This is a genomic window from Mesorhizobium sp. L2C066B000, from assembly GCF_000502335.1.
In the GTDB taxonomy this organism is placed as follows: Bacteria; Pseudomonadota; Alphaproteobacteria; order Rhizobiales; family Rhizobiaceae; genus Mesorhizobium.
The window spans coordinates 76,375-102,268 of sequence record NZ_AYWZ01000008.1 but is presented as its reverse complement, the minus strand read 5'-3'; the positions used below and the strand labels follow the sequence as shown (position 1 = coordinate 102,268).

At 64.3% G+C, this 25,894-nt stretch carries 27 protein-coding genes; 12 read left to right on the top strand and 15 right to left on the bottom strand.

From position 1 onward, the window contains the following. Positions 1-128 precede the first annotated feature (128 nt). A complete protein-coding gene (locus X733_RS148275; protein WP_023727045.1) occupies positions 129-1,364 on the bottom strand; it encodes an ROK family protein in 1,236 nt (411 codons plus the stop codon). A 166-nt stretch (positions 1,365-1,530) separates the two neighbouring features. Between X733_RS148275 and X733_RS148280 the strand changes: the two genes are divergently transcribed. The 3 genes from X733_RS148280 (at position 1,531) to X733_RS1000000167215 (ending at position 5,423) form a co-directional block, all read left to right on the top strand. Continuing rightward, complete coding sequence (locus X733_RS148280; protein WP_023819089.1) at positions 1,531-2,187, top strand: SGNH/GDSL hydrolase family protein; 657 nt, start codon at positions 1,531-1,533, stop codon at positions 2,185-2,187. A 158-nt stretch (positions 2,188-2,345) separates the two neighbouring features. After that, positions 2,346-3,491: a sugar ABC transporter substrate-binding protein gene (locus tag X733_RS148285; protein WP_032911236.1), complete on the top strand. Its 1,146-nt coding sequence runs from the start codon at positions 2,346-2,348 to the stop codon at positions 3,489-3,491. Positions 3,492-3,560: 69 nt separating this feature from the next. Beyond that, entirely contained in the window at positions 3,561-5,423 is a 1,863-nt protein-coding gene (locus X733_RS1000000167215) for an ATP-binding cassette domain-containing protein (protein ID WP_081740683.1), read from the top strand. 18 nt (positions 5,424-5,441) lie between these two features. Here X733_RS1000000167215 and X733_RS148290 read toward each other — a convergent pair whose 3' ends face one another. The 3 genes from X733_RS148290 to X733_RS148300 all read right to left on the bottom strand — a co-directional run bounded on the left by X733_RS148290 (position 5,442) and on the right by X733_RS148300 (position 7,606). After that, positions 5,442-6,446, bottom strand: coding sequence for an NAD(P)-dependent alcohol dehydrogenase (locus X733_RS148290; protein WP_023819086.1), 1,005 nt, complete (start codon positions 6,444-6,446; stop codon positions 5,442-5,444). 48 nt (positions 6,447-6,494) lie between these two features. Next, the gene (locus tag X733_RS148295) at positions 6,495-6,767 is read right to left on the bottom strand and encodes a hypothetical protein (protein ID WP_023685488.1); all 273 of its coding nucleotides are present in this window, start codon (positions 6,765-6,767) and stop codon (positions 6,495-6,497) included. 86 nt (positions 6,768-6,853) lie between these two features. Then, on the bottom strand, positions 6,854-7,606 hold the full coding sequence (locus X733_RS148300) for a thioredoxin family protein (RefSeq protein WP_023819085.1): 753 nt from the start codon (positions 7,604-7,606) through the stop codon (positions 6,854-6,856). 389 nt (positions 7,607-7,995) lie between these two features. Between X733_RS148300 and X733_RS148305 the strand changes: the two genes are divergently transcribed. After that, a complete protein-coding gene (locus X733_RS148305) occupies positions 7,996-9,216 on the top strand; it encodes a hypothetical protein (RefSeq protein WP_023819084.1) in 1,221 nt (406 codons plus the stop codon). A gap of 29 nt (positions 9,217-9,245) precedes the next feature. Next, entirely contained in the window at positions 9,246-9,878 is a 633-nt protein-coding gene (locus X733_RS148310; RefSeq protein ID WP_023819083.1) for a glutaminyl-peptide cyclotransferase, read from the top strand. Positions 9,879-9,930: 52 nt separating this feature from the next. Here X733_RS148310 and X733_RS148315 read toward each other — a convergent pair whose 3' ends face one another. Further along, entirely contained in the window at positions 9,931-10,236 is a 306-nt protein-coding gene (locus X733_RS148315; protein WP_023689804.1) for a hypothetical protein, read from the bottom strand. A gap of 285 nt (positions 10,237-10,521) precedes the next feature. On the opposite strand from X733_RS148315, the gene X733_RS148320 reads away from it, so the two are divergent. After that, positions 10,522-10,866 carry a PQ-loop domain-containing transporter gene (locus X733_RS148320; protein WP_023819081.1) on the top strand — a complete coding sequence of 115 codons (345 nt, stop codon included), beginning with the start codon at positions 10,522-10,524 and terminating at the stop codon, positions 10,864-10,866. A 37-nt stretch (positions 10,867-10,903) separates the two neighbouring features. On the opposite strand, the gene X733_RS148325 is transcribed toward X733_RS148320, so the two are convergent. Further along, a complete protein-coding gene (locus X733_RS148325) occupies positions 10,904-11,635 on the bottom strand; it encodes a DUF2270 domain-containing protein (RefSeq protein ID WP_023733980.1) in 732 nt (243 codons plus the stop codon). Between the two features lie 231 nt (positions 11,636-11,866). Here X733_RS148325 and X733_RS1000000171480 point away from each other — a divergent pair, with 231 nt between their 5' ends. Continuing rightward, positions 11,867-12,736 carry a cation:proton antiporter gene (locus tag X733_RS1000000171480; protein ID WP_348625864.1) on the top strand — a complete coding sequence of 290 codons (870 nt, stop codon included), beginning with the start codon at positions 11,867-11,869 and terminating at the stop codon, positions 12,734-12,736. After that, positions 12,621-14,162: a cation:proton antiporter gene (locus tag X733_RS1000000171320; protein ID WP_348625868.1), complete on the top strand. Its 1,542-nt coding sequence runs from the start codon at positions 12,621-12,623 to the stop codon at positions 14,160-14,162. The genes X733_RS1000000171480 and X733_RS1000000171320 overlap by 116 nt, the downstream gene beginning before the upstream one ends. A gap of 30 nt (positions 14,163-14,192) precedes the next feature. Here X733_RS1000000171320 and X733_RS148330 read toward each other — a convergent pair whose 3' ends face one another. Beyond that, the gene (locus tag X733_RS148330; protein ID WP_023740063.1) at positions 14,193-15,401 is read right to left on the bottom strand and encodes an MFS transporter; all 1,209 of its coding nucleotides are present in this window, start codon (positions 15,399-15,401) and stop codon (positions 14,193-14,195) included. Positions 15,402-15,656: 255 nt separating this feature from the next. Between X733_RS148330 and X733_RS148335 the strand changes: the two genes are divergently transcribed. Further along, complete coding sequence (locus X733_RS148335; RefSeq protein ID WP_023819080.1) at positions 15,657-16,076, top strand: VOC family protein; 420 nt, start codon at positions 15,657-15,659, stop codon at positions 16,074-16,076. 95 nt (positions 16,077-16,171) lie between these two features. Here the strand turns inward: X733_RS148335 and X733_RS148340 are convergent, their stop codons facing one another. Next, positions 16,172-16,759 carry a dihydrofolate reductase family protein gene (locus X733_RS148340; RefSeq protein WP_023740061.1) on the bottom strand — a complete coding sequence of 196 codons (588 nt, stop codon included), beginning with the start codon at positions 16,757-16,759 and terminating at the stop codon, positions 16,172-16,174. 136 nt (positions 16,760-16,895) lie between these two features. Here X733_RS148340 and X733_RS148345 point away from each other — a divergent pair, with 136 nt between their 5' ends. Continuing rightward, positions 16,896-17,312: a helix-turn-helix domain-containing protein gene (locus X733_RS148345; RefSeq protein WP_023819079.1), complete on the top strand. Its 417-nt coding sequence runs from the start codon at positions 16,896-16,898 to the stop codon at positions 17,310-17,312. Between the two features lie 37 nt (positions 17,313-17,349). Here X733_RS148345 and X733_RS148350 read toward each other — a convergent pair whose 3' ends face one another. Beyond that, the gene (locus tag X733_RS148350; protein WP_245274447.1) at positions 17,350-17,598 is read right to left on the bottom strand and encodes an FAD-dependent oxidoreductase; all 249 of its coding nucleotides are present in this window, start codon (positions 17,596-17,598) and stop codon (positions 17,350-17,352) included. A 170-nt stretch (positions 17,599-17,768) separates the two neighbouring features. Between X733_RS148350 and X733_RS148355 the strand changes: the two genes are divergently transcribed. Continuing rightward, complete coding sequence (locus X733_RS148355; protein WP_023819077.1) at positions 17,769-18,869, top strand: NAD(P)/FAD-dependent oxidoreductase; 1,101 nt, start codon at positions 17,769-17,771, stop codon at positions 18,867-18,869. A 51-nt stretch (positions 18,870-18,920) separates the two neighbouring features. On the opposite strand, the gene gcvA is transcribed toward X733_RS148355, so the two are convergent. Beyond that, on the bottom strand, positions 18,921-19,826 hold the full coding sequence (gcvA, locus tag X733_RS148360) for a transcriptional regulator GcvA (RefSeq protein WP_023819076.1): 906 nt from the start codon (positions 19,824-19,826) through the stop codon (positions 18,921-18,923). Positions 19,827-19,943: 117 nt separating this feature from the next. Here gcvA and X733_RS148365 point away from each other — a divergent pair, with 117 nt between their 5' ends. After that, positions 19,944-20,648, top strand: coding sequence for an SDR family oxidoreductase (locus tag X733_RS148365; RefSeq protein WP_023819075.1), 705 nt, complete (start codon positions 19,944-19,946; stop codon positions 20,646-20,648). A gap of 31 nt (positions 20,649-20,679) precedes the next feature. Here X733_RS148365 and X733_RS148370 read toward each other — a convergent pair whose 3' ends face one another. The 5 genes from X733_RS148370 to X733_RS148390 all read right to left on the bottom strand — a co-directional run bounded on the left by X733_RS148370 (position 20,680) and on the right by X733_RS148390 (position 25,849). Continuing rightward, complete coding sequence (locus tag X733_RS148370; RefSeq protein WP_023673469.1) at positions 20,680-21,582, bottom strand: carbohydrate ABC transporter permease; 903 nt, start codon at positions 21,580-21,582, stop codon at positions 20,680-20,682. Between the two features lies 1 nt (position 21,583). Then, positions 21,584-22,522, bottom strand: a complete 939-nt coding sequence (locus tag X733_RS148375) for a sugar ABC transporter permease (protein ID WP_023673470.1) — start codon at positions 22,520-22,522, stop codon at positions 21,584-21,586. A gap of 102 nt (positions 22,523-22,624) precedes the next feature. After that, positions 22,625-23,950 (bottom strand): ABC transporter substrate-binding protein, encoded by a 1,326-nt coding sequence (locus tag X733_RS148380; RefSeq protein ID WP_023693796.1) that lies wholly within the window; start codon positions 23,948-23,950, stop codon positions 22,625-22,627. Positions 23,951-23,989: 39 nt separating this feature from the next. After that, positions 23,990-25,075: a sn-glycerol-3-phosphate ABC transporter ATP-binding protein UgpC gene (gene ugpC / locus X733_RS148385; RefSeq protein WP_023673472.1), complete on the bottom strand. Its 1,086-nt coding sequence runs from the start codon at positions 25,073-25,075 to the stop codon at positions 23,990-23,992. A 195-nt stretch (positions 25,076-25,270) separates the two neighbouring features. Next, positions 25,271-25,849, bottom strand: coding sequence for a DUF922 domain-containing protein (locus X733_RS148390; protein WP_348625863.1), 579 nt, complete (start codon positions 25,847-25,849; stop codon positions 25,271-25,273). Positions 25,850-25,894 lie beyond the last annotated feature (45 nt).

Genomic DNA, 25,894 nt, shown 5'->3' with positions numbered 1-25,894 from the left:
ATGGCAGGCGATTTCTTTCGGCGTCGACCGACCGCAGAGTGCAAGTAGCACGCGCTTCACGAGCAGGTATGTGACAAGTCTCACAGTTCGCTGTTTTGGGGGAATGCCTGGTGCCGGCGGCTGCGCGCCTATTCCTTGAAGAGCAATTCCTTGTCGTTCGAATATTTCACCAGCAGCGGAATGCTGGCGCCGCCGATAACGGGGCCGAGATGGCCAAACGTCCCCTCGATGACAGAGAACGGCTCGGGACGATCGACAAGGATACGTGCCAGTTTTCTGCGCATGGCCTTGGCGATCTCCTTGCGCACGCCATTGGGTATGGCGCCATCGATCACCACATTGTCGATGTCGAGCAAGGCAACGGCACTGCGGGCGGCATAGGCAAGCCCGTCCGAAACCTCATCGATCCACGCGGTGACCGGCTCTCCAAGGTCGCCCCAATCGTCGGGCGACGACCAGATGCGGCCGGCGTCCTTCTCCCCATTGTCCTGGTCGTTGAGCTTGCCGGCCAGCGAATGCAGCGAAGCGACGCGCAGCAGCGGCGTCATCCGGTCGCCCTTGCGCCCCGGCGCGGGCACCGGCATGTCGCCCAGCGCCCCGGCCAGCTTGTTGCGGCCGGGGAACAAGTGATGATCGAGCACCAGGCCGCCGCCGATGAAGTGCCCGACATAGGCATAGAGAAAGTCGGCGCGGGATCCGCCGGCGCCAAACATCAGTTCGGCCGCGGCCGACACCGTGGCGTCGTTGTAGAGGAACACCGGCCAGTCGAACGCCCGGTCCAGTTCGGCGCGAATGTCGATTTCCTTCCAGGCATCCAGCCTGCCCGCCGGCACCGCGCCCTCTTCGCTCAGGTTCCACTGATGGAATGGCGAGGCGATGCCAAGACCGGCGATGCGGTCTTTTTCTATCGATTTGTGCTTGCGGCACATGCGCGCGATGGCGCCCTTGGCGAATTTCATCACCTCGACGGGCGTCGGATAGTCGAACAGCGTGCGTTCGAACGCGATCACGTCGCCGACGAAATTGACCAGGGCGACATCGGCGCTGCGATGGTCGACCTTGAGGCCGAAGGCATAGGCGGCTTTCGGGTTCAACGCATAGGGAACCGAGGGTTGCCCCAGCCGTCCGCGCAGAGGCTCCAGGCGCAGCAGCAGCTTGTTGTCGGCGGCGCGGTTGACGATGGTGGTGATGGTTTGCGCGGCCAGCCCGGTCAGCCGCGTCAAATCGGTCTTGGCCAGCTGGCCGTGCCGGCGGATCAGCGAGACGATCAGGCGTTCGTTGTAGATGCGGCTCTCGGCCTGCGTGGTTCCGCCGCTGCGGCCCTCGGCGATCTTTTCGAGACTGAAGAAGCTGGTGCCGGTCACGCTTTCCCCTGCGCAAGGAGGTTGGCCGCAAGGCGAGCCGATCAAAGCGCTGACGTAGCAATGCGGGCCTGGCAAGGCAACACTTAAATCCACCCGATGGAAAAATGTAGTTGACGCCAGCCGGCCTGCTGTCGTTCAAAGTATGCAAGCCTGGAGGAGCAATGCCGTGACGCAGACCCGGACCATCATGTGCTTTGGCGATTCCAATACCTATGGCGCCATTCCCACCCTGGCCCGCGTCGGACGGCACCGCTTCACGCCCGACCGCCGCTGGCCGGGCATCATGCGCCGCCAGCTCGGCAACGGATGGGATGTGATCGAAGAAGGGCAGGGCGGGCGCACCACCGTGCACGACGATCCGATCGAAGGTCTCCACAAGAACGGGCTCAAATCGCTCCCGGTGTGCCTGGAAACGCATATGCCGCTCGACCTCGTCATCCTGATGCTCGGCACCAACGATCTCAAGCATAGGTTCTCGGTAACGCCGAACGACGTCGCTGATTCCGTTGAGATTTTGGCCAGAATTGTCCTGCGCAGCGAAGCTGGCCCCGCGGGCGTGGCGCCCGCGGTCCTGATTGTTGCGCCGCCGCCGATGCTGGAGGTCGACTGGTTCGGCCAGATGTTCCTGGGCGGCGCCGCAAAGTCGATGCACTTTGCCGGCCTGTTCCGCGATGCGGCCCGGCGCGCCGGCGCCGCGTTCTTCAACGCCGGCGACGTCGTCGAATCGAGCGCGGTAGACGGCATTCACCTCGACAGCGACGCGCATCGCGTGCTCGGCACGGAATTGGCCAAAGCCGTCCAGTCGCTGATCGGCAAGGCGTGATCGCGTGGGCGAGCCACCCGACCATCTCTGATTAAATAATTCCACTGGAAAAAGTTTTGACTTGCGAGCGGGAAGGTGGGTATCTGGTGAGACTGGGAAGAGTAGCGACCGCGAGGCATGCGATGCGCGGCAACAATCAACGACAGGGAGGAAGTGAAATGCGATCTGACAGGAACATGATGCTGGCGACGCTGCTCGGCGTTGCCGGTGTGCTCGCGGGCGGTACCATTCTGGCAAGCGCGCAGGACGGTCCGGCCGGGCTCACAAAGCCGGCGGTATTTGCGCCGTTCGACCCGAAGGCGCCGGCCTGCAGCCCACCGCCCGGCCTGAACAAGGTGCTGGCCTTCGCGCAGGATAACGAGCGTGAATTCATGCAGGGCGTCGACCGCGGCCTGGCCGCCGCCGCCAAGGATCGCGGGCTGGAATATCGCCGCGCGCTTGCCAACAATGACGCCGCCAAGGGGGTCGAGCAGGTGCAATTGTTTCTCGCCTCCAAGATCGGCGGTCTGGTGGCGGCGCCTGTGGACCCGGCCTCGATGAGCCGCAGCCTGCAGGAGCTTATCTGGTCGGGCGCCTATGTCGGCACCATCGTGCCGCCGCCAGCCACCTCGCTGCTCAATGCGCCGCAATACGAGACCGGCAAGGTGCTGGCCGAAGCGGCCGCAGCCTACATAAAGGACAAGCTCGGCGGCAAGGCCAATGTCGTCATCCTGTCGCATGACAGCATGGAATTCCTGGCGCCGCGCTTTGCCGCCATGCGCGACATCTTCAAGGCAATGCCCGGTGTCACCATCGTCGCCGACATCTCGCCCAATCCCGTCAACAAGGAAGGCGGCTTTGCCACGATGAGCACCATTCTCCAGGCCCATCCCGACGTCGATGTCGTGCTCGGCGCCGACACCGTCGTGGTCGGCGCGCTGGCTGCCCTGGAAGCGGCGGGCAAGGCGCGGCCGGACCAGTTCCTCGGCGGCATCGACGGCGAGCCGGAAGCGGTCGCCGCGATCAAGAAAGGCGGCGGTCCCTACAAGGCAAGCATCAGCCTGGCGTCGCCGGTCTTCGCTTATGCCATGGGCCAGCACGCGGCCGACTGGCTGGAGGGCAAGAGCATCCCGCAGGCGATGGATATCCTGCCCGTGGCGCTGACCAGCGACTACATGGCCCAGTACGAGGCCGACGTCGCCGACCCGGCCGCGGTCTACAAGGACCCGAAGCGCCGCGACATCTATCTCAGGATGTACGGCAACATCTGCTACGATACGCGCGACCAGTATGTGAATTTCCCCTGGTCGTCCGAGGCAAAGTAGCGCCCGTTTTTCCCGCGATACGGGCGGGTTCAGCCTGACCTGAAACCGCCCGCTTCAGCAGAGGCAAGCATGAGCACAGACAGCCTTCGAACGGGGACGACACCGCTGCAAACGGGCCGGTTTTCATCCTTGCTGCCGGGCGTCAAGGCACCGGGCGAAGCGTCTGGCCGCATCGGGCTGGCGCTGGTCGCGCTGGGCTTGATCGTCGCCTTCTCGCTGTTGAACAAATCGTTCTTCAGCCTCGACAATTTCGTCGTCATCGGCGTCAACTCGACCTCGATCCTGATCGCCGTGCTCGGCACCTCCGCGCTGCTGATCGCCGGCTATGTCGACCTCTCCATCGGCAGCATGGTCGCCTTGATCGGCATCATCACCGCCAAGGTTGCGGTGGCGACGCAGAGCGCGCTGCTGGCGATCTGCGTCGGCCTGGGTCTCGGCCTCTTGCTCGGTCTGCTCAACGGTCTGCTGGTGCGCAGGCTGAGCATCTCGCCGTTGATCGTCACGCTGGCGATGCTGGCGCTCTATGGCGGCCTTGCCTTCGTCGTCTCCAGCACCGCGGTCTATGGTTTTCCCGAGGCTCTGCTCGAATTGGGGCGGGGCAAGATCTTCGGCATCCAGTACACCGTGATCATCGCCGCGCTGGTCTTTGTGATCGGAGCCTTTGTTTTGACCAGCACGGTCACCGGCTTGAGGCTCTACGCCATAGGCGGCGACCCGCGCGCAGCCGAACTCTGCGGCATTCCGGTGGGGCGCACGGTGGTTGGCCTCTACGCCGCCAATGGCTTGCTGATCGGCCTGGTCTCGGTTCTGATCGCCGGTCGTCTCGGCAGCATCACGCCGACCATCGGCGTTCGCTTCGAGCTCGACGTGCTCACCGCCGCGATCCTCGGCGGCGTTGCGTTTTCCGGCGGCTCCGGCCGGCCGCTCGGCATCGCCATCGGCGTTGCCACCATCGGCATCCTCAATGCAGGACTGATCTTCGTCGGCCTGCAATCATGGTGGCAATCCATTTCGGTGGGAAGCATGCTGCTGCTGGCGTTGGTGGCCGACCAGGCTGCGATCGGTTTTCGCGGCCGGCGCGCCCGGGCGGCCGCGACCAACTTCACGGTGGCGGACGATGGTGCCGTCGCCTCGGCCGGCCCTGCCGTGACGGAGGGCAATGGAGAAGCCCCGCAAGGTCCGGCATTCTCGATTGCCGGCGCCCGCAAGTCCTACGGCGCGCTGACGGCCTTGGAAGAGGCGAGCTTCACGGTCGGCAAAGGCGAGATCGTCTGTCTGCTCGGCGACAATGGCGCCGGCAAGTCGACGCTGGTGAAGATTATTTCGGGCGCCATCCAGCCCGATGCCGGCGCGATGACCCTCGAGGGCCAGCCGATTTCCTTCAGGAGCCCGCAGGATGCACGCCGCGCCGGCCTGGAGACCGTCTATCAGGATTTGGCGCTCTGCCCGAACCTCAGCGTCGCCCACAACATGATCCTCGGGCGTGAGGAAGCGCGGCGTTGGCTCGGTGTCTTCCCGGTTCGCGACGACCGAAAGGCCGCCGAGCAGTGTCGTGCCCGGCTTGCCGCGCTGGGCGTCACGCTTCGCGACGAAAGCGTTCTGGTGCGCTCGCTGTCGGGCGGCCAGCGGCAGTCCATCGCCATTGCCCGCGCGCTTGCCGATCACGTCAAGCTGATCTGCCTCGACGAGCCCACCGCCGCGCTCGGCGTCAAGCAGACCGCGCAGGTCGTCAAGCTGATCCGTTCGATCGCCGCCAGCGGCACCGGCGTCATCCTGGTCACGCACGACCTGTCCACAGTGCGGGCGCTGGCCGACAGGATCGTGGTGCTCAGCCTCGGCCGGGTGGCCTACGACGGCTCGGCCAGACAGCTGACGGCCGATCAGCTGTGGGGCCTGATGGCAAGCGGGACGCTCGCGCCGGCCGCTGGGTAGGAATGCCGATCGCAGGGTCTAAAGCTCGAGGCAGATCTTGCCGAAATGCTTTTGCGCTTCGTAATGCCTGAAGGCGGCGGCGATGTCCTGCAGTGGAAAGCTGCTGTCGATGACGGGCTTCAGGCAGTTGACCTCTATGGCACGGATCATGTCCTGCTGGTCGGCTTTGCTGCCGATGGAAATTCCGGTGATGCGGATCTGGTTCGAAAACAGCGCCGGGATCGAAACTTCTGCTGCAAAGCCGGTCAGGACGCCGATGAGTGCGATATGCCCGCCTGTCCGGCAGGCCGTTATCGACTGCGCCAGCGTCGCCGGTCCGCCGACCTCGATCACATGATCGACGCCGCGTCCGTCCGTCAGTTCCCTGGCCCTGCCGCCCCACTCCGGCACCGCCTTGTAGTTGATGACGCTGTCGGCCCCGAGTCGTCTGAGCTTCTCCAGCTTCTCTTCATCGGACGACGTGGCGATGACCCTTGCGCCGGCGGCCTTGGCAAATTGCAGCGCAAACAATGACACGCTGCCGGTGCCAAGGATCAGCACTGTGTCGCCGGGCTTTACCTTGCCGCATGTCACCAGGCCGCGCCAGGCGGTGACGCCCGTGCAGGTCAGCGTTGCCGCCTCGAGATGCGTATAGCCCGCCGGCGCCTTGGTGAAGGCCTGCGCCGGCATGCACACATACTCGCTGGCGAAGCCGTCGAAACTGTCTCCGGGAATGTCGCGGCTTGTATCGGATCTCATGTCGCCGGCCAGCCACCAGGGGTAGAAAACACTGACGACGCTGTCGCCCGGCTTGAACGTGTCGACGCCGTCACCGATCGCGATCACCTCGCCGGCGCCATCCGACAGCGGCACGCGGCCGTCGGCGAGCGGCACCTTGCCTTGTACGGCGAAATCGTCGCGCATGTTCAGCGCAACGGCGCGAATCCTGACCAGCATTTCTCCCGGCCCAGGCCGGGGCTGATCCTCCTCGACCAGGTCGAGCTTGTCCAACCCGCCCGGCGCTCTCAGCCTGACCAGCTTCATAGTCTCTCTCCGACGTAAAGAGCGGTAGAATGGCGGCGGCGGTCCAGCTTATCGCCGGACCGGCCGGCCGGAAATCACGCGCAGCCAGGGCGCCAGATGGACGGCGCTCATCAAGAGATACATCAGCGGCATGCCGGTGAGCGGGGAGGCATCGGCCCCCAGGCACGACATGACGCCGTCGCCAGCGTGAATGCAGGTAAGCAGCGCCATCACGGCGAAAACAGGGGCCGCGGCGAGGCACAGCCAGTCGGCGGTGCGGAGAGAAACTGCATCGGAGCGTTGAGGGACCTCACTGCCGGTGCCTGTGCCGATATCGCTCATGGTCGTAATCCCTTGATGATCAATGCCCGGGTTTCCTGTCCCGTGAGGGACAGGAAACCAAGCTGGATGGGCGCCGCTCCAGGTCCTTACTTGCCGTCCTTGTTGCGGAACGCGGCTTCGCCGGCCGCCGAGACTTCCTCCCACGTCTTGTCGGGTGCGGCGTCGTAATTGTCGTGCCAGTTCCACCAGCTGTAGAGCTCGGTCTGCGGATAGCCTTCGGGCGAATCCTCCCACACTTCCTGGCGGCCGAGCGGCGTTGCGTCGAGGTAGCTCCAGACCGTGCCCATCTGCTCGTCGCCGCGGTTGTTGATGAAGTAGGTACGATACACTTTCTTGCCGTCCTGGATGAACACGTTGTGGCCGTGCCATTCGTCGACGCCGAAATCCTTGTCGAAACTGTCGGTGATTGTGTACCAGGGCATCTCCCAACCCATCCGCTGCTTCAAGCTGGCAATGTCGGCCTGCGGCGCGCGCGAGGCATAGGCAAGCGTGGTGTTGCGGGCGTTGAGATGGGCGAGATGGCCGACCTGGTCGGCGCCGAGCGAACAGCCGCGGCAGGCATGTTCGGGCCAGCCGTGGACGCCGGGTTCGTAGAAGGCGCGGTAGACGATCAACTGGCGCCGGCCCTCGAACAAATCGAGCAGGCTCGCTTTGCCGTTGGGACCTTCAAACACATAGGCCTTGTCTACTTCCATCCATGGCATGCGCCGGCGCTCGGCCGACAGCGCGTCCCTGGCGCGCATCGTTGCCTTTTCCTTCACCAGCATCTTTTCGCGCTCGGCTTCCCATTCTTGCCTTGAAACGACCGGTGGGGTCTTCATTGCCACGTGCTTGGTCATTGCTTGTTTCCTTTGCCAGTTGTTGAGCCGTTGTGGCTTGTCGTTGCCTGTTGATCGTGAGGCAGGCTAGGGCCGCGAGGCGGCGAGGGCGGAGTTACAAATGTGACGGCATTTGCAGGCGGGCCACCGCAGCAGGGGTGGCGAGGCCGCACGGTGGGCTCGAAGTCCTCGGAAGCAGGCATGGTCGGTTTTTCCTTATTGAGAAGCTTAACACGACTGTCTGAGATGCTCAGGCTAGCGAATGCGAATATTGCCGTCAACGCAGGCCTGGGCGTCTTCAACCAGTCCAGATGGCTAGGTCTCCGTCCGCGGCTTGCTGCTTGGCGGTGGTGACTTAAGTTAGGGCCGATAAGGGGGGCGGTGGGAGTTACAAATGTGACGGGATTTGCATGGACTCGCTGATCACCGCGGCAGGGCTGGCGCTGGCGGCGGGCAATCCGCTGGCGGCACTCGACCGCGTCGCCTTGCGCGAGGATGCCCCGGCGCTGGCGTTGCGCGGCATTGCCATGGCGCAGCTCGGCGATTTCGATCGCGCCAAAGTACTGTTGCGTAGGGCCGGCCGTGCCTTCGGTCCAAAGGAGGCGGTGGCGCGCGCCAGGTGCGTTGTCGCCGAAGCCGAGATCGCACTTGTTTCGCGTGATCTCGGCTGGCCGTCCAAGGCGCTCGACGCGGCGCGGTCGACATTGGAAAAGCATGGCGACCGGCTGAACGCGGCGCATGCCGGGCATCTCAAAGTGCGCCGCCTGCTGCTGATCGGCCGCCTCGACGAGGCTGAAGACGTGCTGGCTGGGCTCGATCCGTCGCCGCTTCCGCCGGCCTCACGCGCCGCGCATGAACTCGCGGTTGCCGGCATCGCCATGCGGCGCCTGAAGACGAAGGCCGCGCGCGCAGCCCTTGAGTCGGCGCGCCATGCCGCCCGCCGGGCCGGCATTCCGGGTCTCATGGCGGAGGTCGACAGCGCCTTCCTGGCGCTGGAGACGCCGGCGGCGCGGCTGATCGCAGGCGGCGAGGAGCATCCGCTGTTGCTCGAAGAGGTCGAGGCGCTGCAGGCGTCGCGCGCGCTGGTCGTCGATACGATCCGCTATATCGTGCACAAGCAGGAAGCAACGATCTCGCTGGCAACGCGGCCGGTGCTGTTTGCGCTGGCGCGCGCGCTTGCCGAAGCCTGGCCGGCGGATGTGCCGAGGGCGACGCTGATTGCCCGCGCCTTTGGCGGCCGGCATGCCGATGAATCGCATCGCGCCAGGCTGCGGGTCGAGATCGGTCGGCTGCGCGCCGAATTGCGGCCGCTGGCGGGCATCGGCGCGACCAGCCAGGGCTTTGCGCTGAAGCCGCGCGAAGCAGGCTCCGTGGCGGTGCTGGCGCGGCCGATCGAGGAGCGGCACGCCGCGGTGCTGGCCTTCCTGGCCGATGGTGAATCCTGGGCCAGCTCGGCGTTGGCGCTGGCGCTGGGCGCCGGACAGCGCAGCGTACAGCGGGCGCTCGAGCAGTTGGCCGAGACCGGCAAAGTGCAGTCCTTCGGCCACGGCCGGGCGCGGCGCTGGATGACGCCACCGGTCGCTGGTTTCACGACCACCTTGTTACTCCCGTCGCCGCTGCCGAACGGCTAGGAAAGGTGACCATGATCGAGGACCAGGACATGAAACATTCAGCAGCGGAAATCCTGCGCGAATACGGGCCCTTTCCTGATGTCGACACCGTGCACGGCGTGAGCTTCGACGGACAGAATGTCTGGTTTGCGACGGGCGAGCGGCTGACCGCCTTCGATCCGGCAAGCGGTGAGACGCTGCGCTCGATCGATGTCGCCGCCCATGCCGGCACCGCCTATGACGGCCGGCATCTGTTTCAGCTCGCCGGGGACCGCATCCAGAAGATCGATCCCAATACCGGCAAGGTGCTCTCCACCATCCCGGCGCCCGGCGGCGGCCGCGATTCCGGCATGACCTGGGCCGAGGGCACGCTCTGGGTGGGGCAGAACCGGGGGCGCAAGATCCACCAGATCGATCCCGAGACCGGGAAAATCCTGCGCACCATCGACTCCAACCGCTTCGTCACCGGAGTGACCTGGGTCGATGGCGAGCTCTGGCACGGCACCTGGGAAGGCGACCAGAGCGATGTCCGGCGCGTCGACCCACAGACCGGAAAGGTGCTGGAACGGCTCGACATGCCGGCGGGGGTGGGCGTTTCCGGGCTCGAATCCGACGGCGGCGACCGCTTCTTTTGCGGCAGCGGCCCCGGCGGCATGGTGCGATCGGTGCGTCGGCCGAAGTAAGGCCGTCAAGTATTGGGCCGGCAGCGTATTTCCTACGGTGATCCCGCCGAGATCATATCCCGGAGCCGTCGAGCAGCGGGACGTCTTCGCCTTGCCACGGACTTGGCATTGAAGCCCGGCTCAGATTGGCCGTCGGCAGCGGCATCCAGCATTTCAACTCCGGTTCGGGGTATTCGATCACCCGTCCTGGCGACGAATCGGAAGAGCGCCAGCCCTCCGTGCCGAACTGGTCGGCGCGCGACCAGTAAGCGAGGTCGACCTCGGCCGGCCCCTGTTCCGATGGCCTGACCGTGACCAGGATGCGGCTGCCGTCCTTGGGGGCGCTCGCCATGTGCCGCCAGCGATCGGGTTCGTCCATTCTCATGTCCTCCTGCACGTTGCAGGGATAGTCGCCGCGCTCTTGGCAGCGGTCAACCCGAACTTTGCCCAAGCACGAGATCTGTTTAGCACTCCTGCGCCGTCGCCCCGAAACAGGATCTGGTTCATGTCGACCTCGTCGGGCGGGCTCACGGCGAACGCCCCCATGGCGAAAGAATCCGGATGCCGGGCCGCAACAGGAAAATCGAAGCCGGCATGTGAACGGGCTCACATGCCGCCACTGCAAGGAACGCTATGGGACGTCCGGCCATGACAGGGGTTTCGGATGACACTTGCTGATCTGTCTTTTTATCTTTTCACTATTTTCAATGGCTTGCGCGTGGTGTCCTACCTGCCGCAGATCGTGCGGGTGGCTCGGGACAGGCACGGGGCGTCGGCGATTTCCTACGCGACCTGGCTGTTGTGGACAGGCGCCAACGCCACGACGGGACTCTACGCCCACATCAATCTGAACGATCCCGCGCTGGCGGCGATCAACTGGCTGAACGCCGTATGCTGCGCGCTGGTCATCGCGCTCACCGCCTACAAGCGCCATCGCGCACGGCTTCCGGTTGAGGAAGCCGCAAGCCGGTCGGAAGCGACCGCTCTGATGGTCGACAATGTCTGTTGAAGATCACCGCGGCAGATTGCGCTTTTCGAGGCCGCTCTCAGACATGCACGGTGCCATGCGAAAGCTCGCCCTCGGCGCTTGAGATGAGGAAAGCGGCTGCGAGTAGGCCGACATAGAACAGCCCGACCATGCACACGACATAGATGCCTGGAACCGGGCCGAGCTGCGCCACGCGCGCGGCGTCGAGAAATGACGCGCCCAAGCCTATCGGCGACCCTTCGCGCTGCAGACTGGGCGTCGTGATCTTCAGCACCCACGCCAGCATCAGGATCGTGTACATGAAAATGTAGTTGCGGCGCAGCCGGCGCACCAGCGCCGCGCGCTGCGAGATCAGGAAGCGCGGCGAACGCAGGCCTTCACCGACGATGGCCAGCCAGTTGGAGGCATAGTCGGGCTGCGGCGAAAAGATTTGCGCGAAATAATAGCGCTCGAATTGGCGCACCCGGGCCCGGTAGACGTCGAAGAAGCGGTAGCGCCGCGCCTCAATCCACAGAAGCAGCGTGGTCAAGAGCATGGCGAACAGCAGCACGCCGTGATGGGCGCTTGGCGTCGACAGTGAGACAGAGAGCATCGCAGCGACGACAGTGATTGCCCAGTTGCTGGTGCGGTCCAGCCGGTCGCGCCAGCCGGCCATGCGGGCGATTTCGGCGCGGTGGAAATGCGACATGGTGGCCACGAATTCCGATGAGGTGAGCTTCAGCGCGAACGCATCGGAGGCCCGCGGCGCGGCCGCCGCTTCGTCGGTTTTCACGGTCTTGACCTGGGACATCCCTTGCCATGCGCCTCCCAACGCCATGGGCGGCCGAAACGACGCCGGTCATCCCCATCTGCGCAACGCGCAATCGGTTGAAAATGTTCCGTCGCCGGCCCGGCGGTTTATCCGCAGTCAGATAGGCCCGTTATGCGCTTCAGGTAAGGAGGAACCTGCGGCGCGCCAAGGGAGCGTGGCGTGCAACCGATCTCGCCCGCAACCGTTATACCGGGCACAATGAGGGGGTGCATGTCCTTCGTGGTCAACCGGCGCCGGTCGGTCGCGCTTGCCGCGGCAGCTTTCGCATTCATGCCGGCCGCATCGTTGGCAGCCGAAAAGACCGGCATGTCCAGCGAGGGCATTTTCGTTCTCGAAATCCTCCTTCTGCTTCTCGTCGGCCGCGGCATCGGCGAGTTGCTGGAGCGTCTCGGCCAGCCGGCGGTGATGGGTCAGCTCATCGGCGGCATCCTGCTCGGGCCATCGCTGCTCGGCTGGCTATTGCCGGAAGCAGAACGCGTGATCTTTTCAGGCGACGCCACCCAAAAGAGCATGATCAGCGCCATCGCCCAGCTCGGCGTGTTGATGCTTCTGTTGCTCACCGGGATGGAGACGGATCTGCGGCTGGTGCGCAGGGTCGGCCGCGCGTGCTTTTCCATCTCCGCCGCGGGCGTCGCCGTGCCTTTCGCGCTCGGCTTCACCGCCGCGCAGTTGATGCCGGCCTCGCTGCTGGCCGACGGAACCGAGCGCATTGTCGCCGGTCTCTTCCTCGGCACGGCGCTGTCGATCTCCTCGGTCAAGATCGTCGCCATGGTGGTGCGCGAGATGAACTTCATGCGCCGCGATCTCGGTCAGATCATCGTCTCGTCGGCCATCATCGAGGACACGATCGGCTGGGTGATCATCGCCATCACCATCGGGCATCGCCACCAAGGGGCGCATCGAGCTCGGCAGCCTTGCCTTCACCATTGTCGGCGTCGCCGCCTTCATGGGGTTTTCCTTCACGATTGGCCGCCGCATCGTTTTCGACGCCATCCGCTGGACCAACGATACGTTCCGCAGCGAATACGCCGTCGTCACCGTCATTCTCGCCATCATGGGCGCAATGGCGCTGATCACTGATCTGATCGGCGTCCACACCGTGCTCGGCGCCTTCGTCGCCGGCATACTGGTTGGGGAATCGCCGATCCTGTCGCGTCATATCGAAGGGCAATTGCGCGGCGTCATCATGGCGCTGTTCATGCCGGTTTTCTTCGGCGTCGCCGGCCTTTCGGCGGATCTCACCGTGCTTGTCGACCACGAGCTTGCGCTACTCACGGCCGCTTTGGTGCTGATCGCCAGCTTCGGCAAATTCGCCGGCGCCTTCATCGGCGCCGAGCTTGCCGGCATGAGCCGCAAGGAAGGCATCGCCGTCGGTTGCGGCATGAACGCGCGCGGCTCGACCGAAGTCATCGTCGCCTCTATTGGCCTGTCGATCGGCGTTCTGTCGCACAATCTTTTCACCATGATCGTGACCATGGCCGTGATCACCACGCTCGCCATGCCGCCGACCTTGCGTTGGGCACTCGGCCGCTTGCCGATGGGCGAGAACGAGAAGAAGCGTCTGGAGCGCGAGGAGATCGACCAACGCGGCTTCATCGCCAATCTGGAACGACTGCTGGTGGTGACCGATGAGGGCGTTGTCGGCCGCTTTGCCGCTTACCTCGCAGGAGTCGTGGGCGCCGGCAGGCCGACGACGGTGCTGCATGCCCGAGGCGAGGGGGAGGAGGCCGAGCCCGGCACGGATGCGAAGCTCGAGCCGATCGAAAAGGGTGCCGAGGACAGCCGCGAGGCCGCCAGGAGTTCGGACGAGGAGCTGGCCCGCGCGGCGCCTGTCACGCGGCGCCACGAGGCCGAGCTTTCGGCCGAAACGGTTGCCAAGGAGGCGCGCAAAGGCTATGGGCTGCTGCTGATCGGGCTCGGCCGCGCGGTCACGTCGAAAGGTGGGTTTGCCCGCCGCATCAACGAGATCGCCGGCGCCTTCGAGGGCCCGCTATGCCTGGTGCTGAAGGCGACCGGCGCCGGCCGCCAGATGCCAAGGCTAGGACCTGAAGGCGGGAAGATTCTGGTTCCGGTCAACGGCACCGCGATCGCCCGCCGGGGTGCCGAAATGGCGCTGGCGATTGCATCGGTCACGGGTGCGCGGGTCAAGATACTTTATGTCGCGCGCGTCGGCCGCGACGAACCGCGCGACACTGTCTCGCATCGCCGCAGGGAGGCGGTGCTGAAGGATACCGTCGCACTAGCCGACCGCTATGGCGTCGAGATCGAGACGGCCATCCGCAGCCGGGCCGCCGCCGCCGATGCCATTGCCCGCCAGGCCGGCAGGGGGGCGGCGCTGATCGTCATGGGCGTGGCGCGGCGCCCTGGCGAGGAACTCTTCTTCGGCGAGACGACCACCGGCGTGCTGCAGCGCTGCCAATGCCCGGTGGTGCTGATCTCGGACGCCAGGCTCAGCCGCGACGACGAGGGCAGGGAAGAGCTGCGCTCGGGAACGGGGACAGGGTGATGAGTATTTCCCCTCGAGGGGAAATTTCGCTCATGCCGCCTGCAGCCTCTCTCGGCCGGGCTGCGGCGGGAAGGCGATGGCGATGCCGGCAGCACCGAGGCCGATCAGCGCCGAGCCGATGAACAGCCAGGAATAGCTGGCATAGGCGTCGAAGATCATGCCGCCGGCGAGCGGGCCGAACGACATGCCGAGGCTGGACAACAGGGTCGCGGCGCCAAGTATCGTGCCGATGATGCGTGGCCCGAAATAGTCGCGCGCCAGAACCGCATAGAGCGGCATGACGCCGCCATAGGTGGCGCCGAAGATGATCGCCAGGAGATAGAACTGCTCGAGATTGCCGACGGCGAGATAGGCGGCGATCACCACCGCCTGGATGGCGAGGCCCACGATCAGCACCGGCTTGGCGCCCAGCCTGTCGCCGAGCACGCCGTAGAGCACGCGCCCGCCAAGCCCGGCAAGGCCCTCGACGCTGTAGATCGACACGGCTGCCATCGGCGCCACGCCGCACGACATGGCATAGCTCACCATGTGGAAGATCGGCCCCGAATGCGCCGCGCAACAGGCGAAGAAGGTCATACCCAGCACCAGGAATTGCGGCGAGCGCAGCGCCTGGCCGACTGACATGCCGGGGGCCGCGGCAGGCGCGGGCGCGCTGCCATCCGCTGCCGCGACCGCCGTCGACGGCTGGCGCACCAGGAAGACGGCCGGCAGCAACAGCACCCAGGCCATGATGCCGATATCGAACATGGCGGTACGCCAGTCGTAGGCGGTGATCAGCCAGCGCGCGAAGGGTGAAATGGTCATCGGCGCCACGCCCATGCCGGCCGAGACCAGCGACACGGCCAGGCTGCGATGGGTCTCGAACCAGGCGGTGGTCAGCGCGATCATCGGCGCGAAGAAGGCGCTGGCCGCCAGCCCGACGATGACGCCATAGCTCAGCTGGAAGACTAGCAGCGATTGGGCTCGGCTCGCCACCACCAGCGACAGGCCGAGCAGCACCGCGCCGGCAAAAACCACCGGGCGGGCGCCGACACGGTCATAGATGGCGCCCCAGGCGAAACCGCCTGCGCCCATCACCAAGAAATTCAGCGTCATGGCGCTGGAAATGCCGGTTCGCGACCAGTTGGTGTCGAGCGCCATCGGCTCGAGAAAGATCGCCAGCGAAAACATCGCGCCGAGCGCCACACAGGTCATCAGCGCGCCGCACGCGACGATCACCCAACGGTAGGAACTGTTCATGCTCTTCTCCCGAGATCGGTTTCGATGCGGCGCCACTCGCTCCAGCTCCGTTGCGCCGCTTGCGTCCGAAGGACGTTGGCGGGATTTCGAATCCGACAATCCGGTTGCATTTTTTATCCGGTCTGCGTGGAAGTCCATCCGGATATGACAAAAGCAGGGGTGTAAGGCTGCCAAGCGCGCCGACAAATAGACTGCCGAATTGACGAGCCGCTCCGCGGCGCTAGCTTTGTGGTCTCGCGACGGGAGAGATCGCTCATGGAACTGCATCGCGGCCGCCTCATCGACCACGTCCAGCTGGTGGTCAGGGACCTCGAGGCGAGCCGGCGCTTCTATGTAGCAGTCTTCAAGGCGCTCGGCATTCCGATCGGCGGCGAGGCCGAGGACTATTTCTGGGCCGACGAACTGTTCATCTCAAGCCTCGACAGCCGAGCGGCGAGGGGACAACTGACCGGGCGCCATCATCTGGCCTTCCAGGCCAGGGATAACGCCATGGTCGATGCCTTCTACAGGGCCGGCCTCGATGCCGGCGGGGCCGACAATGGCGCGCCGGGTGAGCGGCCCTACCACCCCGGCTACTACGCCGCCTTCCTGCTCGACCCCGACGGCAACAACATCGAGGCGGTGTTTCACGGGCCGGCAAAGCGAAGTGCCGCTTCGGTCGAGATCAATTTCTAGCGCAGGTTCACGAGGAGCGGGTTGCGGTGATCCGTCCGGAGTTCTCGCAAAAACAAAGAGTTGAAGCGGTCCACGGATTCAATCGCTGAACTGCTTCACATTGCCGGCGCGTAGCGGTTCACCACCATTCCGCAGGCATAGGCTTTAGAGCCGAGGAGGCGCAATTTCCGGAAGCCGCCACGGTCGAAAATCCGCTCGCCGTCGCCCAGCGCGGCCGGATTGATGAACAGCTGGAACTCATCGACCAACCCCGCTGCAATCAGCGCCGAGGCAAAGCCGGCGCCGCCGAATACCGCCATGTCGCCTTCACCTTCAGCTTTCAGCGCCTTGACCTCGCGCGGCAGGTCGCCGCTGGCAACCGTCGTGCGCTCCCACCGCGATGCCGCGAGCTTGTCGCTCAGCACCACCTTGCGCGCCTCGACGATGCGCTGCGCAAAAGCGTAGAAGGGATCGCGCGGATAGCTTTTTGCGGCATTCCCCCAATGGGTTAGATAGCCTTCTTCGGCCATCTTGCGGCTGAGCAGAATGGTATCGATGCCAGCGAACACCGTGTTGAAATCCTGCTTCAAGTCGTCGTCCCACGGGCAGTTGGCGCCCCATTCCCAGAGCTGCCAGTGCTCATCGCCGGCCGCGCCGACAAAACCGTCGACCGATATCTGCATCTGCAGGATCAGCTTTCTCATCGTCGTTCTCCTGATTGAGCTCTGGTGTCACCAGCGCCAGGTCAGGCGGCGTTAGTGATTGCTTTACTTTCGGAACCATTGACACGAGAGAAAAATGATGTCAATAGTAAAGTGATTTAAAAATGGAAGCATTCAAATGTCGACCAGGGAAAGATCCGGCTGCCCCATCAGCCTGTCGCTCGAATTGCTCGGTGACCGCTGGACGCTGCTGATCATCCGCGACATGATTTTCGCGGGAAAAAGGCACTTCCGGGAGTTTCTGCTATCAGGCGAAGGCATCTCGTCGCGCACGCTGGCCGAGCGGCTGCAGACCTTGCAGGATGAGGGCATTGTCACCAGAAGCGACGACCCCACGCACAAGCTCAAGGCGATCTACAAGCTGACGGAGGCGGGCATCGACCTGTTGCCGGTGCTGGCGACGCTCGGCGCCTGGGGCAGCAAAAACCGCAACGCCGATGACAAGCTGGCAAGGATCGCCGATGAACTGGCGACGGGCGGCGAGGCAGGCCTGGAGCAGATAAAGAAGAAGCTGCGCGCCGAGCATATCGGCTAAGGAGCAACGCCAGCCCTCCCTTCGGGCCGATGGCGGGCTACATCGACACGACGTCGCGCAGCCTCACCCTTCCCATCCTGCAAATCGCTGTGGCCAGAGCCATGTCTGCTTCGGATTGCCATCGCCCGAACACGGCCTCTTCCAGCCAGCGCGCGGTGGCGGGGGCGGCATGCATGCCGATTGGGCCCATGCCGCCATGCACGTAGAGCTCTTCGACCGCGGTGCGGCCGTCGACAGGCAGCCCGTCCGACAGCATGGGGCGATTGCCGGGATAGACATTCGTCACCCTGGGTGAGCCGAGACCGGACAGGATGCGCAGCGTGCGCGCCGCGATGCGAAGGCGTCTCGGCGCTAGCGCGCCGATCCACCTTCTCCAACAAGGGCAGAAGGTGAGGCGCGCCTTGTCCCGCCTGCGCTTCTACGCGTAGCCTAAGGAGCTAGCGGGAGGAGAATCGCTTGGACACCACTGTCGTTATCGGCGCCGGGCCTGCCGGCCTTGCGGTCGGTGCCTGCCTGAAGCGGGCAGGAGTGGATTTCATCCTGCTCGAAAAATCGCAGGAGATCGCGCCCGCCTGGCGGCGGCACTATCGGCGGCTGCATCTGCATACGGTCAAGTCGTTCTCGTCGCTGCCGTTCCTGCCCTTTCCCAAAAATTATCCGCGCTACGTGCCGCGCGAAATGGTGGTCCGCTATCTCGACGACTACGCCGAAAAATTCGATCTGCGCCCGCGCTTCGGCGTGACGGTGAAAGCCATTCGCCTCGGGGACGGCGGTTTTCTGGTCGAGACAGGATCGGACAACATCAAGGCGCGCCATGTCGTCATCGCCAGCGGTAACAATGCCGAGCCGATCGTCCCCCGGCTCCCTGCTATCGAGGCTTTCAAGGGCGAGGTGCTGCACAGCGCCGACTATACGCAAGCGGCGCCCTTTGCCGGCCGCTCGGTGCTGATCGTCGGCATGGGCAACACCGGCGCCGAGATCGCGCTCGACTTGGCGGAAAGTGGCGCGCGTCCGACCATTTCGGTGCGCAAGGGCGTCCACATCGTTCCGCGCCAGCTGTTCGGCGTGCCGATCCAGATGGTCGGCATCGCCAGCCGGCCGATGCCGCAGGCGCTGAACGACTGGATGTTCCCGATCATCCTCGATTTCGCGCTGGGCAAGCTCGAGAAATACGGCATCGTCAGGCCGAAGCAGGGCATCCTGCAGCAGATCGACGAAGTCGGCCGCATCCCGGTCATCGACGTCGGCACGGTCGACGCCATCACCAAAGGCGCCATCAAGATCGCACCCGACATAGCGGGCTTCACCGAGCGCGGCGCTGCGTTCACCGACGGCAGGCAGGAAAATTTCGACGCCGTCATCCTCGCCACCGGCTATCGCCCGGGCTACGAAAAGTTTCTGCCCGTGGAATTGCAGCCGGAGCGCAGTGGCGTCAACGCCCGCGCCTCGCAACTCGGCCTCTACCTCGTCGGCTTCTACAATCCGGTCACCGGTCTGCTCAGGGAAATTGGACGCGAGGCGAAGGCAGTGGCGGCCGACATTGCTCGGCGAGGCTGAAAGGGGCGGCGTCGGCCAAGCTGCGGATCTCCCGCCTTGCGGGGAGATCGGCTATCCATCACAGCCGCGCGCATCGCCCTCATCCAGCAGCCATTGCCGCACGGCTTGCGTCGGTTCTGGGTGCCGTTGCTTGCGCGGCATCACGACATAGAAATCGTGCGTCCCCCGCATCTCCGCGTTGATCGGCTGCACCAGCCGGCCGGCGGCAATGTCGGCAGCGACGAGGAAACGGCTGGCCAGTGCGATGCCTTGGCCGGCAATGGCGGCGTCGATCGCGAGGCCTGTCTGGTTGAAGCGCATGCGTTTGGCCTCGGTGGCCATCCTCAGGCCGAGCGCCTTTTCCATGAATTCCGGCCATAGATTGTGCGCGTCGTGCAGCAGGACGTGATGCTGGATATCGGCCGCCGCGATCTCGTTCGCGCCGGTCGGCAGCAGGGCAGGGCTGCAGATGGCGATGATCTGCTGTGGAAACAAAAGATCCACCATCAGGCCGGAGCCGAAGGGCGGGCGGCCTTGCCTGACCGCGATGTCGACGCCGTCGGCCTGAAAACTCGACAGGTTTTCGCTGGCCAGGATTCGCAAATCGACAAGCGGATTGTGCGCGACGAACGCCGGCAGTTTGGGGATCAGCCATTTGGTGGCAAAGCTCGGCGTGACGCTGATCGTCAGCCGCGCCGGTTCGGGCCGCAGCAGCAAGGTGGCCTCGGAGATCAGCTCAAAGGCGCGGCGGATGTTCGGCATATAGGCGCGGCCCTCATCGGTGAGCGCCAGGCCGCGCGGCAGCCGGTCGAACAGCTTTGCGCCGAGATCGGCCTCCAGCCCGCGTATATGCTGCGCTACCGCCCCTTGCGTCACGTTCAGCTCTTCGGCGGCGATGCGGAAGTTGAGATGACGCGCGGCGGCTTCGAAGGCACGCAGCGCATTCAATGGTGGCAGGCTCAGGAAGGCTTCGGGCATGCAGGAGTATTTCTACAGCTTGATTTCAGGCTTTCTGGTTCGAACCAGATGGCAAGACCGGCTATATCATCCTTTGAAGTCGCGAGACACACGCCGCAAAACCCCAAGGAGAGAAAAATGAGTGTAGAAAAAGTGGCAGTCGTCGTCGCGGGTGGCAGCGGTATGGGCGCGGCGGCGGCCAAGCGGCTGGCGGCGGACGGGTTCAAGGTCGCGATCCTGTCGTCCTCCGGTAAGGGCGAGGCTCTGGCCAAGGAGCTTGGCGGCCTCGGCGTCACCGGCTCCAACCAGTCGAATGACGATCTGCAGCGGCTCGCCGATCTGACGCTCGAGCGCTTCGGCCGCATCGACGTGCTGGTCAACAGCGGCGGCCACGGGCCACGCGCGCCGATCCTCGAAATCACCGACGAGCAGTGGCACACCGGTCTCGACGTCTATCTGATGAACGTCATCCGGCCGGTGCGCATCGTGGCGCCGCAGATGGTCAAGCAGAAGGCCGGCGCCATCATCAACATCTCGACCGCCTGGGTCGTCGAGCCGAGCCCGATGTTCCCGACATCCGCCGTGTTCCGCGCCGGCCTTGCCGCCTACACCAAGATCTTCGCCAACACCTACGCTGCCGACAATGTGCGCATGAACAATGTGCTGCCCGGCTGGATCGACAGCCTGCCGGCCACCGAGGAGCGCCGCGACAGCGTGCCGATGCAGCGCTACGGCACGTCGGAGGAGATCGCCGCGACCATCGCGTTCCTCGCTTCCGAAGGTGCGGGCTACATCACCGGCCAGAACATCCGCGTCGACGGCGGCATCATCGGCGCGATCTGACCGCGCCGGTCGCCTTGCGTGAGCCGGCGCGTCACTCCTTCACCGCGCCGGTCATCGACGAGACATAGTGCTCGACGAAGAACGAATAGAGCACCACCACCGGCAGCGAGCCGATCAGCGCTCCCGCCATCAGCGCCCCCCATTCGTAGACGTCGGAGCGCACCAGCTCGGTCAGCACACCCACCGGCACGGTCTTGTTTTCCGAGGACTGGATGAATGTCAGCGCGTAGATGAACTCGTTCCATGACAGGGTGAAGGCGAATATGCCGGCGGAGATCAGGCCGGGCACCGACAGCGGCAGCACGATCTTGGTGAGGATCTGCCACCGGCTCGCTCCGTCTATCAGCGCGCATTCTTCCAGTTCGAACGGGATGGAGCGGAAGTAACCCATCAACAGCCACGTGCAGAACGGCACCAGGAAGGTCGGATAGGTAAGGATGAGTGCGAAGGGCGTGTCGTAGAGCCCGAGGTTGAACACCATCACCGACAGCGGAATGAACAGGATCGAGGGCGGCACCAGATAGGCGAGGAAGATGCCGAGGCCGACCTGCCGCGCCCCGGAAAAGCGCAACCGCTCGATCGCATAGGCGGCGAACACCGACGCCAGCAGCGACAGGAACGTGGCGGCGGTCGAGATGATGATCGTGTTGAGCAGCCAGCCCGGATAGGAGGTTTCGAACAGGAGATAGCGGATATGCTCCAATGTCGGATGCACCACCCAGAACGGATTGAACTGCGCATAGTCGGTCATCTCGAGATTGGGCTTAACCGCCGTGATCGTCATCCAGTAAAATGGAAACAAAAGCACGAAGACGAACACCAGCAGCGGCAGATAGACCGTCACCACGCGGCGCGGCAGGCTCTGCAGGTAGCCCATGCCGCCTTCGTCGATATCCCCACGTTTCGCCTTCCTTGTCGCGGCCGTCTTGACCATGTCAGTCTCCGCCGCCTTGTTGCCATTTGCGGCGTTGCAGGCCGAAATAGCTGAACAGGATCGCCGCCAGCAGGAACGGGATCATGGCCACCGCGATGGCCGCGCCCTCGCCAAGCTGGCCGCCGGAAATGCCGCGCTGGAAAGACAATGTCGCCATCAGATGCGTGGCATTCACCGGTCCGCCCCGGGTCAGCACGTAGATCAGCTGGAAATCGGTGAAAGTGAACAGCACCGAGAAGGTCATGGTGATGGCGATGATCGGCGTCAGCAGCGGCAGAGTCACATAACGAAACAACTGCCAGCGACTGGCGCCGTCGAGCGTGGCCGCCTCGTAGAGCGACTGCGGAATGGTCTGCAGGCCGGCGAGCAGCGTGATGGCGACGAAAGGAATGCCGCGCCAGACGTTGGCGGCGATAACCGAAGCGCGCGCATTCTCCGGATCGCCGAGGAAATTGATGCGGTGGTCGATCAGGCCCATTTGCTGCAGCGCCCAGGACAGGATGGAGAACTGCGAATCGTAGATCCACCAGAAGGCGATGGCTGACAGTACAGTGGGCACCACCCAGGGCAGCAGGACTATCGCGCGGAAGAACGATTTGAACGGCAGGTTTTCATTGAGGATGAGCGCCAGCCACAGGCCGAGCACGAACTTCAGGATCGAGGCGCTGACCGTGTAGAGCAGCGTGTTGAAGACGGAGAGCCAGAAGACGTTGTCATTCCAAAGGTACTGATAATTCTCGACGCCGATGAAGATGCCGGGGCGGCCGATCCGGGCATCGGTGAAACCGAGCCAGACGCCCAGCCCGAGCGGATAGGTCAGGAAGACCAGCAGCAGCGCCGCCGCCGGCAGCATGAAGCCGAAGCCCAGCGCGTTGCGGCTTTCGGAGATCCGCGAAAGCATCGACGGACGCGGCTGGGCGGCAACGGACGGCACGGCCATGGAGGGCTCCTCATCGGGGAATCAGGTCACGGCGTCAACGGCCGCCATGGGATTGTGCGACGGGCCGGGCAGCGCACTAGACGCTGCCCGGCGGTGCCGTGATCAAACGCGGTAGTAGCGGTTGGCGCGCTTCTCCGCCTCCTCCATCGCCTCCTGCGGCGTCGCCTGGCCGGTCACCGCCTTGGCAAACATGTCGACCAGGACATAGTCGGCCATGGTCGCCGCCGAGGCATAGCCGAGCGGCCCGGCATAGCCGTTGGGGCGCAGCGTCGCCGAGGCCTTGGCATAGGCGGCATTGTTCGGGTCGGCCGTCCACACTGGATTGTTGTCGAAGGCCTTCAGCGTCTGGCAGCAATAGCCCGCCGAGGAGGTGATCCAGTCGGTCATCTGCGGATCCTCGAACATGAACTGCAGATAGGCCTTGGCCGCATTGGGGTAGGGCGTGTAGTTGAAGATGACTGCGGTGGTCACCTGGAACAGTTCGACCGATTTCCCGACGGGACCGATCGGCAGGTTGGTGGTGCGGATGTCCTTGGCGATCTCAGCCAGCTTCGGATCGTTGTCCTTGTTGATCTTGGCCGTATTGTAGGCGGAAATGCCGTTGGCGATGACGCCGAGTTCGCCGGCCAGGAAGGCGCGGTTGTTATTGACGTCGAGCCAGCTTTCGGTCCCGGGAATGAAGGTCTTGTAGAGTTCCTGCGCGTATCCGATCGCCTTTAGCGTCTCGGGGCTGTTGATCGCCACCTTGCCGCTCTCGTCGACCATCTGGCCGCCATGGCTCCACAGCAGCCAGTGCGCGTAATTGTTGCCGTCGCCGACGCCGTGGCCGTGCGTGAAGCCGGCCGGATGTCCCTTCGCCTGCAACGCCTTGCAAAGCTCGAGGAAGCCTGCCGTGTCCTTCGGAAATTCGGAGAAGCCGGCCTCCTTCACCCAGCTTTCGCGATAGACGATGGCATTGCCGATCGTGGCCAGCGGCAGGCCGACGAACTTGCCGTCCCGCGTCGCATATTGCTTTGGTCCGTCGTGCCAGCCGCCATATTTCGAGCCCAGATACTCGCCGAGCTCGGTCACGTCGTGCAGCTTGTCGGGATATTGATGCGGGTCGTCGAACCAGACGAACATGAGGTCCGGGCCGGAACCGACATTGGCGGCGACCGCTGCCTTGGGGCGAATGTCCTCCCAGCTTTCCTTGTCGACACGAACCTCGACACCTGTCGCCTCGGTGAAGCGCTTGGTGTTGGCCAGCCATTGATCCTCATCGCCCTTGACGAAGGGCGACCAGCGCAGCAGCCGCAGCTTTGCGCCTTCCTCGGGCTTGTATTTCAAGCCCTCCTGGGCAAAAGCCGGCGAGCCGACGAACCGGCTTCCCAGAGCTCCCGCCGCGGCACCTGCGGTCGTGCGGATTACATCGCGTCTCGTGAATTTCATGGTCGTCTCCTCCGGTTTATCTTCCTTGCTATGCGGTCCTTACCATCCGTTACGCGTTTCAAATCGTGTTCCGGTCTTGCCGTCAAAGAGATGAATCAGGCCAGGCGCGGCAGAGAGCCGTATGGATTCGCCCGGTGTTAAGGCATGGCGTTCGCGGAAATTGGCGACGATCTCGTCGCCGCCGGCGGTGCGGCCGATGATCTGCACTTCCGACCCGGTCGGCTCGACCACCGCGACGGTGACTGGAATGCCTTGGTCTGACGATAGCCGCAAATGCTCGGGCCGTATTCCCAGCACCACCGGATGACCGTTGCCAACGGCCGGCGCGCCGGCCAGCGGCACGGAAATTCCCCCGGCGCCGCGAAAGGACGGAGACCCGTCGGTGACGATCTCGCCCTTGATCAGGTTCATGGCGGGCGAGCCGATGAAACTGGCGACGAAGAGATTGTTTGGCCTGTCGTAGAGCTCCAGCGGCGGTCCGATCTGTTCGACGATGCCGTCATGCATGACCACGATCTTGTCGGCCATGGTCATGGCCTCGATCTGGTCGTGGGTGACATAGACTGTGGTCGTCTTGAGCCGCTGGTGCAGTTCCTTGATCTCGGCGCGCATCTGCACCCTGAGCTTGGCGTCGAGATTGGAGAGCGGTTCGTCGAACAGGAAAACCTGTGGATCGCGCACGATCGCCCGGCCCATGGCGACGCGCTGGCGCTGGCCGCCGGAAAGCTGGCGCGGATATCGCGTCAGCAATGGCACCAGCCCGAGGATTTCGGCGGCGCGCTGAATGCTGGTAGCGCAATCGGCCTTCGAAACACCTTTGAGCATGAGCGAGAACGCCATGTTCTCGGCGACCGTCATGTGCGGGTAGAGCGCGTAGTTCTGGAACACCATGGCAACGTCGCGCTCTTTCGGCGCAACGTTGTTGACGACCCGATCCCCGATGGCGATCTCGCCCCGAGAAATCTTTTCCAGGCCGGCGATCATCCTGAGAAGGGTCGATTTTCCGCAACCCGACGGGCCGACCAGCGTGACGAATTCGCCGTCATCGATATCCACACTGACGCCATGCAGGACCTCGACGGTCCCGAACGATTTGTAAACGTCGCCGATCGCGACAGACGCCATCGATCTCCTCCCGAATGCTTCTTGCGACGCCCCGAAGGAAACCGCTCCTCTCCCGCCTCGCGACCGTCTCCCATTCCCCCAACAGGTCGCGCGACAATCAGACGGTAGCGCTACCAAGCCTGCCTGTAAAGCGGCCATGCGGCCGGTACTCTTGTCGTTCGGAACACTCGGCGCTATGACCGGCACACCGGCAAACTACCTCCCATTCACAAAAGCCAGCACCAGCTTCTGCAGGTTTCCGCCGGGGCCGAATTCGACTCGGTCGAAGTCGCGGCTCGCCTGCCGCTGTGCCAGCGAGATCTGGGCGAGTTGCCTCGTCAGCTCGGTTCTGATCTTGCTGCAGCCGGGGTCATCAGTAACGGTCAGGCCGACGCTCACCGCCTCGATCTTGCGCACCATCTCGGCGATGGCTGCGCCATGCACTCTCTCGTGGGCGGCGAGCCCGGCAATGAACACCGTCCAGTTCTTCTGGACGGAAGCCGGCAACGGTTCGGCCGGCTTCGGCAAGGTGTAGGTGATGATCAGTTTCGGGCGCGCCGATTTGAGCACGCAGGCGTCGCCTTTCGGCCTGTAGTCTCTGGTCCAGGTCAGCTTGAAATTGGTGTGCGCAATGACCCGACCCTTGCCGAGCAAGGGGCCGGCTTCGCCGATCGCGGCATAGAGTTCCGGGGCGGTCTTCCCTGCGATGGCGTAGGTCTCGACCTTTTCGACCGGCTTCCAGTCGGCACGTGCCGGCGACGCCAGCAGGGAGGCCGCGAACAGGAGAAAGAACATGGCTGGTTTCATGGAAACGTCAGAGACACTGGGCTGAGGCAAAGA